Source organism: Anaerotignum propionicum DSM 1682, assembly GCF_001561955.1.
GTDB classification, from domain to species: Bacteria; Bacillota; Clostridia; order Lachnospirales; family Anaerotignaceae; genus Chakrabartyella; species Chakrabartyella propionicum.
The window spans coordinates 1,539,294-1,554,137 of record NZ_CP014223.1; the positions used below are offsets into that span (position 1 = coordinate 1,539,294).

At 39.1% G+C, this 14,844-nt stretch carries 11 protein-coding genes and 2 other annotated features; all 11 genes read left to right on the top strand.

The window, feature by feature from the left end:
* Positions 1–49: 49 nt before the first annotated feature.
* The 11 genes from CPRO_RS07345 (at position 50) to pheT (ending at position 14,475) form a co-directional block, all read left to right on the top strand.
* The gene (locus CPRO_RS07345) at positions 50–730 is read left to right on the top strand and encodes an SbcC/MukB-like Walker B domain-containing protein (RefSeq protein WP_157881694.1); all 681 of its coding nucleotides are present in this window, start codon (positions 50–52) and stop codon (positions 728–730) included.
* A 162-nt stretch (positions 731–892) separates the two neighbouring features.
* Entirely contained in the window at positions 893–1,759 is an 867-nt protein-coding gene (gene dpsA / locus CPRO_RS07350; RefSeq protein ID WP_066049776.1) for a dipicolinate synthase subunit DpsA, read from the top strand.
* Between the two features lie 17 nt (positions 1,760–1,776).
* Positions 1,777–2,355, top strand: a complete 579-nt coding sequence (locus tag CPRO_RS07355) for a dipicolinate synthase subunit B (RefSeq protein WP_066049779.1) — start codon at positions 1,777–1,779, stop codon at positions 2,353–2,355.
* Positions 2,356–2,650: 295 nt separating this feature from the next.
* Positions 2,651–2,893: a binding site (T-box leader), on the top strand.
* A gap of 58 nt (positions 2,894–2,951) precedes the next feature.
* Entirely contained in the window at positions 2,952–4,235 is a 1,284-nt protein-coding gene (locus CPRO_RS07360) for an O-acetylhomoserine aminocarboxypropyltransferase/cysteine synthase family protein (protein WP_066049783.1), read from the top strand.
* Positions 4,236–4,514: 279 nt separating this feature from the next.
* Positions 4,515–5,435 (top strand): homoserine O-acetyltransferase MetA, encoded by a 921-nt coding sequence (gene metA, locus CPRO_RS07365; protein WP_066049785.1) that lies wholly within the window; start codon positions 4,515–4,517, stop codon positions 5,433–5,435.
* Positions 5,436–5,938: 503 nt separating this feature from the next.
* Complete coding sequence (locus CPRO_RS07370; RefSeq protein ID WP_066049787.1) at positions 5,939–7,558, top strand: SpoIID/LytB domain-containing protein; 1,620 nt, start codon at positions 5,939–5,941, stop codon at positions 7,556–7,558.
* A 2-nt stretch (positions 7,559–7,560) separates the two neighbouring features.
* Positions 7,561–7,827, top strand: coding sequence for a hypothetical protein (locus tag CPRO_RS07375; protein ID WP_066049790.1), 267 nt, complete (start codon positions 7,561–7,563; stop codon positions 7,825–7,827).
* A 216-nt stretch (positions 7,828–8,043) separates the two neighbouring features.
* Positions 8,044–9,078 carry a tRNA preQ1(34) S-adenosylmethionine ribosyltransferase-isomerase QueA gene (gene queA, locus CPRO_RS07380; protein WP_066049793.1) on the top strand — a complete coding sequence of 345 codons (1,035 nt, stop codon included), beginning with the start codon at positions 8,044–8,046 and terminating at the stop codon, positions 9,076–9,078.
* 12 nt (positions 9,079–9,090) lie between these two features.
* A complete protein-coding gene (locus tag CPRO_RS07385) occupies positions 9,091–10,413 on the top strand; it encodes an AAA family ATPase (protein ID WP_066049796.1) in 1,323 nt (440 codons plus the stop codon).
* A 341-nt stretch (positions 10,414–10,754) separates the two neighbouring features.
* Positions 10,755–10,966, top strand: a binding site (T-box leader).
* Between the two features lie 49 nt (positions 10,967–11,015).
* Positions 11,016–12,035, top strand: coding sequence for a phenylalanine--tRNA ligase subunit alpha (gene pheS, locus CPRO_RS07395; RefSeq protein WP_066049801.1), 1,020 nt, complete (start codon positions 11,016–11,018; stop codon positions 12,033–12,035).
* A 40-nt stretch (positions 12,036–12,075) separates the two neighbouring features.
* Positions 12,076–14,475 carry a phenylalanine--tRNA ligase subunit beta gene (gene pheT / locus CPRO_RS07400; protein ID WP_066049804.1) on the top strand — a complete coding sequence of 800 codons (2,400 nt, stop codon included), beginning with the start codon at positions 12,076–12,078 and terminating at the stop codon, positions 14,473–14,475.
* Positions 14,476–14,844 lie beyond the last annotated feature (369 nt).

A 14,844-nucleotide genomic window follows, 5' to 3' on the forward strand; every position in this document is an offset into this window, starting at 1 on the left:
ATTAAGTGAGGAAACAAAAATCTATGATTTGACAAAACTACAGGATGAGATGAATACTATCACTTTGCGTATGAAAGATATTGATGATGCATTGGAAGGATTAAACGGAAGCAATGCCATTCGAGAAATTGCTTTGCAAAAAGGAAGGGCTGAATTAAAAATTCGACAAAAATTAGAAAAACAATATTTGCCCATTCTTGAACTTTCCAAAACAGCAAACGGTGAGCTTTCAGGTAAGGATAAGATAACCTTTGAATCTTTCGTGCAAGGGTTTTACTTTGATCGTGTGCTTCGGGCTGCAAATTTACGCTTGGGTGAAATGACTGAAGGCAGATATCGTTTGTTTCGGGCAGAAAACGCTTCCGATAAACGAAGTCAAAGTGGTTTGGAAATGGAAGTTATGGATTATTATACAGGAAAGAGCCGCTCCGTGAAATCCCTTTCAGGCGGTGAGGCATTCAAAGCTTCCCTTTCTTTGGCCTTGGGACTTTCTGACGTAATTCAAAGTCATGCTGGCGGTGTTCAAATTGATGCCATGTTTATTGACGAAGGTTTTGGCGCTTTGGATGAGCAATCCAGAGAGCAGGCTGTACAGGTCTTACAACGACTTTCCTATGGGAATAGATTGGTGGGTATTATATCTCATATTACGGAATTAAAGGAAAATATTGAAAAGAAAATATTGGTTCAACGCAGCTCCAAAGGCAGCTCAGTTGAGGTAATTTCTTAGTTTTTATCCATAGTAAATGGAAAACAACAGGCTTAGTGTTTCAGGCCTGTTGTTTTTATGTTGTCAAAAAGATGAAATCTCAAGCTATTCTTTCATGCTGTTATCCAGACAAACACATGATTTTTTATGGTGCATATTTTAATAAAGATAGGGGGCGGGATAATGGAATGGTCAGATAAAAAAATTCTCGTACTGGGAGGAGATCTTAGACTTCTTTACTTGGCTGATGTCTTAAAAGATGTTTTTCACCAAGTGGGAACATATGCCTTAGATGGTGCGGAACAATTATCGGGGATTGAACGGTTTGATTCATTGGAAAGTGCCATGCAATGGGCAGATATTACAGTTACGCCTGTACCGTTTACGAAAGATGGTACCCATCTTTTGACAAAGGATGACACAGTCATAGTGTTGTCTGATTTTTCTAACCAGCTAAGAGAAAATACAATTCTTTTTGGGGGAAATATCGCAAGTTCTGTATTGGAAGCAGCACAAACGAAAAATGTGCTTTGCTATGATTTTATGAAAATGGAAGAGATAGCAGTGGAAAATGCTATTACAACTGCTGAAGGTGCTATTGCAGAGGCAATTACCTTAAGCACACAAAATATGAATCAGGAAAATTGTCTTGTGTTGGGATATGGTCGATGTGCAAAGGCCATTGCAAAAAGATTACAAGGATTGGATGCAAAAGTAACCATTGGGGCAAGAAAAGAAACTGCCAGAGAAAATGCGAAAGCACAGGGCTATCAGGGTATTTCTTTGGAAGATATACCGGAGCTTATTTCTACACAGCAATTTATTTTTAATACGATTCCTGCCATGGTGTTAGATGCAGAAATTATTGATAAAGTAAACCCCGATGCAGTTATTATTGATATCGCTTCAGCACCGGGAGGAACCGACTTTGAAGCTTGTAAGAAAAACGGGATTACGGCAAAGTTGTCCCTTGGAATTCCTGGTAGATATTCGCCAAAAACCAGCGCACGAATTTTATTGAGTGGTATTGTGACCTCATTGGAAAATTGATTTAGGGGGAGTTAATGATGAAATTAGAAGGGAAAAATATCGGTTTTGCAATTACGGGTTCCTTTTGTACATTTGATAAAATTATCAAAGAGTTGGAACAATTGAAGCGGGAAAAAGCTAACATAATTCCTATTTTATCTACAAATGCTGCAACCATGGATACCAGATTTGGTAAGGCAGATGACTTCTTAAAAAAGGTTGTGGAGATAACAGGAAATGAACCGGTTTTAACTATTGTTGATGCAGAACCTCTTGGGCCCCAAGGGATGTTGGATATTCTGATTATTGCGCCTTGTACAGGAAATACCATTGCAAAATTGAGCAATGGCATTACCGATACCTCTGTGCTTATGGCGGCGAAGGCTCACATGCGGAATAATAAGCCCTTAGTTATCTCCATTTCTACCAATGATGCTTTGGGACTGAATTTAACCAATATCGGCTGTTTAATGAACACAAAGGGTATTTATTTTGTTCCCTTCCAGCAGGATAACTATGAAGGAAAGCCCAAATCTATGATAGCCAGAACAGAATTGATTGTTCCAACTTTAGAATTTGCATTTGACGGTATTCAAATTCAACCTTTGCTACAGTAGAATTCGGGGGAAAGCAAATTTTTTTTAGAAAGATACTCAGTAGCAATAAAAATTGGTAAACCCAATTGCTTCGTCCCCAAGCGGTTGGGTACTTTTTTCGTAAAATAGCAAACTAAGATTTATAAAAAAAGCTAGTATTTTGAATAGTATCTCTGTTGCTTATGATTAAAGATATTTAAAATGTTTTCTTTCTTGTTTACCCTAATATTCAGCAAAAACCGGCTTGGACTTTACTGTTTTTAAAAAGTTTTTATTGACAAACAAAATTCAGGTGCTATAATAAAACAAATTAAATATAAAAGCTATGACGAAGAGGGCTGAGTTGCTGCGTTCACAGAGAGTCGGGTTTGGTGGAAACCGATAACAAAAATACTTAATGCCTATGGCTTCTGAGCTGAAGGTTCGAAAACATGAAAATGTCGGTAGGCTCCTTCCGTGATTGCTGCGTAAAAGCATAGGGCTTGTTTGAGCCTGAGAGGTGGCATTATTTTTTTATAATGCAATTTGAGTGGTACCGCGGGAATATCCCGTCTCAAAGTTTATCTTTGAGACGGGTTTTTTTAATTTCAGACAGAAAAAAGGAGGATTTGAGATTTATGAGTGATTACAGAATAGAAACAAAATGCGTACAGGGCGGTTATACACCACAAAACGGTGAACCCAGACAAATTCCTATTATTCAAAGCACTACGTTTAAATATGAAACCAGTCAGGAAATGGGAAAGCTTTTTGATTTGGAAGCAAACGGTTATTTTTATTCCAGACTGCAAAATCCTACTTGTGACTATGTTGCGGCAAAAATTTGTGAAATGGAAGGTGGCACAGCAGCCATGCTGACATCATCAGGTCAGGCAGCAAACTTTTTTGCCATTTTCAACATTGCATCCTGTGGAGATCATATTGTTTCTTGCGCAACAATCTATGGTGGTACTTTTAATCTATTTTCCGTTACCATGAAGAAAATGGGTATTGATTTTACTTTTATTGCCCCAGATTGTTCGGATGAAGAATTGAAAGCCGCATTTAAGCCAAATACAAAAGCTGTTTTTGGAGAAACCATAGCAAATCCAGCTTTGACTGTCCTTGACATTGAGCGCTTTGCGAGTGCAGCCCATGCCCATGGTGTACCTTTGGTTATTGATAACACCTTTGCAACCCCTGTGAATTGCCGACCTTTTGAATGGGGGGCGGATATTGTTACCCACTCAACAACAAAATATCTTGATGGCCACGGTGCAGGTGTAGGTGGTTGTATTGTAGACTCCGGCAAATTTGATTGGAAGGCAAATGCAGAAAAATTCCCAGGTCTCTGCACGCCTGACCATAGTTATCACGGCATTACTTATGTGGAAAAATTCGGTCAGGGTGGTGCTTTTATTACCAAGGCAACAGCTCAGCTCATGCGAGATTTTGGAGCTTCTCAATCTCCTCAAACGGCATTTCTTTTAAATTTGGGGTTGGAAAGCTTACACGTAAGAGTTCCTCGCCATTGTGAAAATGCCCTTGCTGTTGCAAAATATTTAAAAGAAAATGACAGAATTTCATGGGTAGTATATCCCGGTTTAGAGGGTGATAAGTTCTATGAAACTGCCCAAAAGTACATGCCAAATGGCACATGCGGTGTTGTAAGTTTTGGTGTTAAAGGCGGAAGAGAAGCAGCAGAAAAATTTATGAACGGGCTAAAGCTTGCTTCCATTGCAACCCATGTTGCAGATGCAAGAACCTGTTGCCTACACCCTGCAAGCGCTACCCATAGACAAATGAATGAAAGTGAACTTGTTGCGGCGGGGATATCCGGTGACCTTGTACGTTTCTCCTGTGGGTTGGAAAATGCACAGGACTTAATTGATGATATTGAACAGGCTTTGAATGCAATATAAAACACAGTAAACAAATAACTTCTTGGAGTCTCCAAGAAGACGACTTGAACGTAGGATGAGCTTTTAGAATGTATATAGTCATCTATATTTTTCAAAAAATCTTCAAACTAATTCTAAAAAGATTTCTTATTGAGGATTAGTGATTAATGAATATTTGAAATCCCTGCAATCTTTCATGTTCTAAGCTATCATAATCTGTCTCATAAATAATGTTGGATGCAACATTTCAATTTTTTGTAAGGGATTATTTTTTATAAATAAAGAAAGCGGTGATAAAAAATGCCAATCAAAATACCCAACGAGTTGCCCGCGGTAAAGGTATTAACTGAGGAAAATATTTTTGTTATGACGGAGCATAGAGCTATAACCCAAGATATACGTCCTTTGAAAATGCTGTTGCTGAACTTGATGCCCACAAAGATTGATACCGAAACCCAGATTTCCAGACTTTTAGGGAATACACCTTTACAGATTGAGTTGGAATTGATTCATATTAAATCTCATATTGCTAAGAACACATCAAGTGAACACTTGTTGGCATTTTACAAAACCTTTGATGAAGTCAAAAATGATAATTTCGACGGCTTTATTATTACGGGTGCACCTGTGGAGAAAATGGAGTTTGAAGAGGTGGACTATTGGGATGAATTGAAGGAAATGATGGAATGGAGCAAGACGAATGTTCATAGTACATTCCACATTTGCTGGGGTGCCCAAGCTGGGCTTTATTACCATTATGGAATTCAAAAACATGAAATGAATGAGAAGCTTTTTGGTGTTTTTCCCCATGTCATTGAAAAGAAAAATTCAATGCTTTTAAGGGGAGCAGATGATGTGTTTTTTGCACCCCATTCTCGATATACAACAGTAAAAGAAGAAGATATTAAAAAAGAAGGTAATTTGGAAATCCTTGCATCCTCTAAAGAAGCGGGCGTTTACGCAATTTCTTCATTGGATGGCAAGCAAATTTTCATCATGGGCCATTCGGAGTATGATCCTTACACGCTGAATAATGAGTACACACGGGATAAGAATGCAGGGTTGGACACTGCAGTCCCAGCGAATTATTTTCCGAATGATGATGACACAAAAGAGCCACTTGTACGCTGGCGTGCCCACGGAAATTTGTTGTACTCTAATTGGCTGAATTATTATGTGTATCAGACGACCCCTTACGATATAACGAAAATCAACAGATAATCCAGTGTTTACAAGGGTTTGAGCACATAAGCATTATTGAAAAAAGTATCGTAAAGCATTACAAAATAGTGAATTTTTGTACGAAATTGGCGTATAGATGGGGTACGATTTCATAGCAATTGGAGTAAAAAACTATGAAACATCTGTAGACCACTACGCTACTATTTAGACATCTTATTATTTAAAATACGAAATAGGTACGAAAACAAAAAAGTTGTTCTTTATAAACATGTATAAGGTAGGCAGGATATACTCTTGCCTGCCTTTTTAATTGCTCAAAGAGCTTTAAAATTATTTCTAATATATTATGATGTCTTAAGTAATGAGGCCTCCTATAATATCACTTTAAAATTCATTTATTTTGATTCTCCAACAAATTGGTAAAACAATTGGAATAACTGAAGTGTTTTTGTTGAGAATTACTCTATCGAAAATAATTACATTTTGGTATACTGGAAAAGGAATTTCTAAAATAATACAATTACCTTATCGGAGGACTTGCCATGAATAGGAAGATAAAAAAGTTAATTACAGCGGCTTTGACTTTGACAATTGGATTTTCGTCCATGTCTCAAGTTGCTTTTGCTTATGAAGTACCCCAAGCGGTTCGAATTGGTCTTGAAAGTATCTGCAAAAATAAAACCACTGCATTAATCGGCGGCAGAGAGTTGTTGATTGGAACAGAAAAAAATGGATCATTCAAGGAAAACGGATCGATTTCTTCAAGCACAGGCTTTACCGCTGCCATTGCCTCTGGTGAATACATTGCAATTGAGGAAGAAATGAGTCAGAGGAACGCTTCTGATTTAGCAGATATTTTGTCACGATTAGGTCACCGGGCATACTCAGCTTATCTAGGCAATGACAAATGGACGGTATATGTTTCCGGCAGTTCTGTTTCTGAGGTGGAATCTGCCAGTCGATACAGTGCTACTAGAACAACTTTTACAGGAATACGCTTAGATGGAAGTCAGACCTCTGTTCTTTTCCCCAGTGAAATAAACCCTGCATTTATGGGAACAGGGGAACAGGATACCTTCAGTATAAACGGCAAGAGCTACCGGGGAATGCTTACATTTGTTATTCATGGTGGAACGATGACAGCAGTAAATGTTGTTGATTTGGACATGTATCTATATGGTGTTGTTCCTGCCGAGATGCCTGCGTCCTATGAAATGGAAGCATTAAAAGCCCAGACCATTTCCGCAAGAACTTATGCAATGATGAAGATAAGTGCTTATCGTAACCTAGGCTATGAATTTAATGATACGATAAGTTGTCAGGTTTACAATGGCTATAGCGGAGAATCCGCAAGAAGTACGCAGGCTGTGAATGCAACTTCGGGAAAAATTGCTGTTTATGATGGGAAACCTATTGAAGCATATTTCTGTGCTTCCACAGGTGGTTATACCGAAAACAGTGAAAATGTTTGGGCAAACCCATTGCCATATTTGAAGGCGGTACCTGAAATAGCAGAGGATGGAGACAATTCTTGGAAGGTTACCTTAACCCTTAACGACTTGGATGCACTGCTTTCGGCAAAGGGTGAAAATATTGGTAGTGCTGAGGATATTGTGATTACGAAACTTTCAACGGGTGGGAGAGTGCAGGAAATGAAGATTGTGGGCTCTAGAGGTTCAAAAACCCTCACCAAAGAAGCAATTCGTACCTATTTTTCTTCCGCTTCCTGCGGAAGTCTTCCAGGGAAGATGTTTACTATAAATGGCAAGGGTGGCGAAATTGGTATTTATGGTGAAGGTACAAAGAAAAGTTCAAGCAGTAACCAATCTTCCAATATGGGTAGCGGTACCTTAGCAGAAGCAGGGGCAAAAAACGGAATTGTTGCCAATACTGAAGGCTCCTTGTCTGCAATCAATGAAAAAACGCTCTCTATTTCCGGTGGAAGTAAAGTAGGAACAACTACATCCCAATCCTCTGATTACGAAATTTATTCTGTAAATATCAGTACAGTTGACAATAGTGGTCGGTTTGTCATTGAAGGAATCGGCAGGGGGCATGGCGTGGGATTAAGCCAAAAAGGCGCCCAGTCCATGGCAAAGTTGGGCTATAAATATGATGAAATACTGAAATACTATTATACAGGTATTACAATCGAGGGATAAGCATGGAATTAAGAGAATTCTTATTGCAACAGCGTGGTTTTGCGGATGATAACGAGAACAAAGTCTATTTTACCGATAGAGGACTTTCTCAAGAGCCCGAGGATAATGAATTTTGGATTTTTCTTGACGAAGGCCTGCGATGCGGCGGCACAGCAAGGAAAATCCCCTGTGACAAGGAACATATACAAGAGGTATTATTAGGCTGTGGCAAAAATAATTTGTGGCAGAAAGTCTTAAAACATATTGAAGTCTGGGAAAAAGAGAAGTAAACTTAGCTGTAGCATAATTTCAAAATTTTTAAAAAACAACAAAACAGATAAGTCTATTGTCTTTTTCAATAAACTTATCTGTTCCTTTTACTTAAAGGAGAAGGTATAAAGAATAGTCAAATATGAAGTCTTCAAGATTCTAATGAAGTGACTCAATTTTTAAATAATTGGCAAAAATAATTAGATTAAATAATTAGATAGATTTAGGAGTTTAATATGAAAACAAGTGATTTTTATTATGATTTACCCGAAGAATTGATTGCGCAGGAACCATTGGAGGATAGAGCCTCTTCCAGATTATTGGTTGTTGAGAAAGATACAGGGAAATGGCACCACAAACATTTTCGTGACATCAAGGAATATTTGCGTAACGGCGATTGCTTAGTCATTAATGACACCCGCGTATTGCCCGCCCGCTTATATGGAGAACGAGTTGGCACTGGAGCGGTGATGGAGATTCTTCTTTTAACAAGAAAGGATTTAGACACTTGGGAGGTTTTAGTCCGTCCAGGAAAAAAAGCTAAACCGGGAGATAAAATTTCATTTGGCAAAGGTAAATTAGTTGCTGAAGTATTGGAAGTCATCGAAGGGGGAAATCGAATCATCCGCTTTACCTACGAAGGTGTTTTTGAGGCGATTTTGGATGAATTGGGGGAAATGCCTTTGCCACCTTATATCACCCACCGTTTGGAGGACAAAGAACGTTACCAGACCGTTTATGCAAAGCATGAGGGTTCTGCAGCAGCACCTACGGCAGGGTTGCATTTTACACCTGAGCTTTTAAAGGAAATTGAGGGAATGGGAGTGAAAATTGCCCATGTTACATTACATGTTGGTTTAGGTACCTTCCGCCCAGTAAAAGCTGAAGATATTTTGGAACATGAAATGCATTCAGAGTATTATGTGGTTGAACAGGAACAGGCGGACATCATTAATCAAGCTAAGAAAAATGGCGGACGTATTTTTTCTGTTGGAACAACCAGTACAAGAACCCTGGAATCTGTTACGGATGAAAATGGTTTAGTACAGGCAAAAAGTGGATGGACACAGATTTTTATTTATCCAAGCTATACCTTTAAAATTGTGGATTGCCTGATTACAAACTTCCATTTGCCTGAATCCACATTAATTATGCTGGTTTCCGCTTTGATGGGAAAAGATTTGACCATGGAAGTATATGCCGAGGCAGTGAAGGAAAAATATCGCTTCTTCTCCTTTGGAGATGCTTGCTTGTTTTTGACGAAACCATAAGGCGGTGAGGAAATGGATCTTTTTGAATATAATAGAAGCTTAAGAGGAAATGGAGATTCTCCTTTGGCTGCCCGTATGCGCCCAAAAACTCTAGAAGAATTTGTAGGACAGGAACATATTGTGGGAAAGGATAGATTATTATACCGTGCAATCAAAGGAGACCGAATCAGTTCTGTTGTTTTTTACGGCCCTCCCGGCACAGGGAAAACTACCCTAGCAAAAATTATTGCAAACACAACGAAAAGTGAATTCCGTCAAATCAATGCAACTACTGCAGGTATTAAAGATATTAAAGAGGTTGTTTCTGAAGCAAAAGACAGACAGGGGATGTATGGAACAAAAACCATTTTGTTTATTGATGAGATTCACCGGTTTAATAAAACCCAACAGGATGCCCTATTGCCCCATGTGGAGGATGGTACCATCATATTAATCGGAGCAACCACAGAAAACCCCTATTTTGAAGTAAATAAAGCCCTTGTTTCCCGTTCTATTATTTTTCAATTGAAGCCATTGGAACAAAAGGATATTGAGAAGCTTTTATTATGGGCCATAAAGGATGTTGAACGAGGTATGGGCGCATATCAAGGAGAAATTGACCTAGATGCACTGGCTTTTCTTGCAGACACTGCTAATGGAGATGCTAGAACGGCATTAAATGCATTGGAGCTTGCCATACTGACTACTGATAAAGGGAATGATGGTAAAATTCATATTACATTGCCTGTTGCCGAAGAATGCATTCAAAAAAGGGCATTAAACTATGACAAAAACGGTGACAATCATTATGATACCATTTCCGCATTCATCAAAAGCATGAGGGGCTCCGACCCTGACGCCGCTTTATATTATTTGGCAAAAATGATTTATGCCGGAGAAGACCCCAAATTTATAGCTCGAAGAATTGTGATTTGTGCTTCTGAGGATGTAGGGAACGCAGACCCTCATGCCCTTCAGGTTGCAGTTGCAGCCATGCAGGCAGTTGATTTTATTGGATTGCCCGAGGGACGAATCCCCCTTGCCCAAGCGGTGACTTATGTTGCTTGCGCACCCAAAAGCAATGCTGCTTATATGGGAATCAATAAAGCTTTAGAGGATGTGAAAAACATTCGTGTCTCCTCGGTACCTCCTCATTTGAAGGATTCCAGTTATGGCGGTTCAAAAGAAATGGGCAACGGCATTGGTTATTTATATGCCCATAACTACCCCAATCATTATGTGAAACAGCAATATCTGCCCGATGAACTGTTGGGAACGAAATATTATGAACTATCTGACAGTGGCGTGGAAAAAAGAATTAAGGAGTACATGAGACGCTTGAAAGGGGATTCTTAAATACACAATGGTTGTTACTGTCATAGCAAAGAGGTCCTTTTTTTGTTTTACTACTGATATCAGTTAATATTTATAAGTTGTTCAGCTGGGGGATTATTTATCCCATATGGCTGACCAGGGATTATTCCTGAGGAAGACGTAATTTATGTAGCACGAAAATGAACCCTTGACTCTGTGATTGATCAAATTCACGAAAATATGTAAACCTTGAGGGCTTCGCCCTCAAGCAACTATCCGTTTGAAATTGAAATAAAACTTTTCTCCTGAAATTTCAGTGGTAATATTATTTTACCCTTGACTTTCTATTTTGTTGTGATAAAATTATTTTGATATTGAAAGAATGAATGGCTATGAAGGTGAAAAGTATACAAGCAAAAGGCATCAGAGAAAAACGTCATCGGCTGAAAGCGTTTTGGCACAGAAGCTTGTAGAAGTTCCCACCGGAGCTGATTTTCTGAACCATAGTAGGAAAATCCGATTCATGCTCGTTACGCATAAGAGTGCCTGTGTTTGCAGGAATTTGGGTGGTACCACGGAAGTCTTCGTCCCTTTGTCGGATGAGGACTATTTTTTTTGGAAAAAGAATTGAGAGGAGAAGCGTTATGAAGGATATGCTGAAATTAATCCATGATAAGGCAATTGCTGCCTTCCATGAAGCAACGGAAATGAAAGATATTGAAGATATGAAAGTGAAATATCTGGGAAAAAAGGGTGAATTAACTGCCATTTTAAAAGAAATGGGCAAGCTTTCTGCGGAAGAACGTCCCATTATTGGTCAGCTGGCCAATGAAGTAAGACAGGACATTGAAAATAAATTGGAGGAAGCAAAAAAACGTCTGGAAGCGGCTGAAATTTCTAAACGTTTGGAAACCGAAAAAATTGACGTTACCATGCCTGGTAAACCACAACCCAGTGGACATAAGCATCCTATGAGCATTGTAATCGATGAAATTTCAAATATTTTCATGGGTATGGGCTATGAAGTGATTGAAGGCCCAGAGGTAGAACAAGAGTATTATAACTTTGAAGCTTTGAACATTCCTGCAAACCATCCCGCAAGAGATGAACAGGATACCTTCTACATTGGCAATGGCATTTTATTGAGAACACAAACCTCTCCTATTCAGGTTCGTACCATGGAAAAGGGCAAAATGCCTATTCGTATGATTTCCCCCGGTACGGTTTATCGTTCTGATGAGGTGGATGCAACCCATTCTCCTGTGTTCCACCAGTTAGAAGGCCTTGTAATTGATAAAAATATTACCATGGGCGACTTAAAGGGCGCTTTGGCGGTATTTGCGAAAGAATTATTTGGCGAAGACACAAAAGTACGTTTCCGTCCTCATCATTTCCCATTCACAGAACCCAGTGCAGAAATGGATGTAACTTGCTTTGCTTGTGGTGGTGAAGGCTGTCGTGTTTGTAAGGGAGAAGGCTATATCGAGCTTTTAGGCTGTGGTATGGTGCATCCTAAGGTCTTGAAAATGAGCGGAATTGATCCCGACGAATACAGCGGTTTTGCTTTCGGTATGGGCCTTGAGCGTGTTGCAATGCAGCGCTATGGCATTACCGATATGAGACTACTATTTGAAAACGACGTGAAATTCTTGAAACAATTCTAAGGGAAACCAAAAGCTTTTATTTGAAAGGAGAGTTATTATCATGGATTTACCGATGTCATGGTTAAAAGAGTATGCCGATGTAAACGTAGGCATTAAAGAATATGTAGAAGATATTACAATGAGCGGCTCTAAGGTGGAGGGTTACACCACTTTAGCGGGAGAAATTAAAAATGTTGTTTCCGGGTATATCAAAGCCATTGAAAAGCACCCTGATGCAGATAAACTTCAGATTTGTACCATTGATGCTGGGCAAGGTAAGGATTTGACCATTGTAACAGGAGCACAAAATATCAAAGTTGGGGACTATGTGCCCGTTGCTTTAGATGGTTCTGTGATTACTGGAGGAAAAGAAATCAAAACAGGGGCTTTGCGTGGTGTTGAATCTCAAGGTATGCTTTGTTCTGTAGAGGAATTGGGCTGTGACCGTCATGATTTCCCCGAAGCACCTGAGAATGGTATCTATATTTTCCCCGAAGCTGTTGAATTGGGCAAAGATGTCGTAGAATTGTTAGACATTAAAGATGTGGTAGTGGAATTTGAAATCACTTCCAACCGTCCCGATTGCTTTAGCATTTTAGGTTTGGCAAGGGAGACTGCCGCAACCTATAAAGGTGAATTCAGATACCCTGAAATCACAGTAAAAGAAGAGGGGACAGGTAAAATTGAAGAAATGATTTCCGTTGAAATCAAAAACCCTGATCTTTGCCCCAGATATATTGCAAGAGCAGTAAAGAACGTAAAAATCGGGCCTTCTCCTCGCTGGATGCGTAAAAGATTAAGAGCCGCAGGCGTTCGCCCCATTAACAATATCGTAGATATTACAAATTATGTTATGCTGGAAATGGGTCAGCCTATGCATGCATTCAATATTGATTGTATTGCCGATAGAAAAATCATTGTAAGAAATGCAAAAGCTGATGAAAAAATTGTAACGCTGGATGGTGTAGAAAGAACTCTGAATGAATCTATGTTGGTCATTGCTGATCCTGAAAAGGCTGTTGCCATTGCCGGAGTCATGGGGGGCGAAAACTCTATGATTAGCGAAGATGCAGAGGCGATTTTATTTGAATCCGCAAACTTCAATGGCCCCAACGTGCGTATTACTGCAAAAAATGTTGGTCTGCGTACTGATGCTTCCAGCAAATATGAAAAGGGTTTAGACCCCAATTTGGCAATAGATGCGGTAAACCGTGCAGTTCAATTGGTTGAAGTGTTGGGTATTGGCGAGGTTGTTCCCGGCATGGTGGACTCCTACCCCAATCAGCGTAAACCTTGGGAGCTTTCATATTCACCTGAATGGATTAATAAATTCCTTGGAACAGAGATTTCCGAAAAAGAAATGCAGGAAACCTTTGAACGCTTGGGTATGATTGTTGACCCTGTGAAACATTCGGTAATTGTGCCAACCTATCGCCCTGACTTGGAAGCACAGGCAGATTTATCAGAAGAAGTTGCTCGTTTCTTCGGCTATGATAAAATCCCCGATACTTTGGCAGCGGGTACACCTACCGTTGGTAAGAAAAATTATGAGCAAACCATTACTTCTTTGGTAAAGGATACCATGATTGCCGATGGTCTTTGCGAAGCAATGACCTATAGCTTTGAAAGCCCTAAGATTTTCGATAAGCTTTTGATTCCTGCTGACAGTAAATTGAGAGAAACCGTTACCATTTCCAATCCCTTGGGTGAAGATTTCAGCATTATGCGTACTGTTTCCTTCAATGGTATTTTGAACTCACTGTCCACCAATTATAATAGACGTAATGAACAGGCAGGTTTATTCGAGGTTGCAAGAGTTTATTTGCCTAAGGCGTTGCCTTTGACAGAATTGCCCCACGAAATCCCCACATTAACCGTTGGTATGTACGGAAATATGGATTTCTATGACTTAAAGGGAATTGTGGAACATTTGGTTGATGTTTTGGGCTTGGCTGGAAAAGCAGAGTATTTGCCCGAAAAGGAAACTCCTTGGATGCATCCCGGTAGAACTGCATGCTTGAAAATAAACGGAGAAACCGTAGGTTACTTTGGTGAATTACACCCCGTTGTTGCGAAAAATTATGAAATCGGAACAAAGGCGTACATGGCAGTTCTTGATTTGGAAAAAATGACTGCTTATGCAGATAGAAATGTAACTTATAAGCCTTTGCCTAAATTCCCCGGCATGACAAGAGATATTGCTATGCTTGTGAAAGAAGATGTTACCGTAAAAGAAATCAGCGATATTATTAAGAAAAATGGTGGAGAATATCTGGAAAGCGTTACTCTGTTTGACGTTTACAAGGGTGCTCAAATTGAAGCAGGTTATAAATCCGTTGCGTATTCCATTTCCTTCCGCAGTGCCGAGAGAACCTTGGCAGATGCAGATATCGCTGCTGCAATGCAAGCAATTTTGAGCGGTTTGTCTACGGAATTGGATGCTCAGTTGAGAGATAAATAAATGAAAGCAACAAAGAAATAATTTAGAAATGCCTTTTATATGAAAAGCTGATTTATTGTATTTAGTTTTTATACTGATAATAGGCAGGAATAAACGAACTTTTATGGAGCTTTACAGCTTTAGAAACACATAGTTCTATGAAGAAAGAGACCCATTATCTTTGGATGAAGGGGTCTTTTTCTTATGTAGATATAAAAAGAATAAGTCATTTATAAATTTTTCTAAGAAAGTCAATTGCGAAATAAATATTAATAATAAAAAGTAAAAAAATTTTACAAAAACTATTAAGTCGTAGAAAATTTTACCGATTATATAGTTGTACAACAAAAATGGAACATGTTGTATATGCATTGGTAAGAGATATCCTTA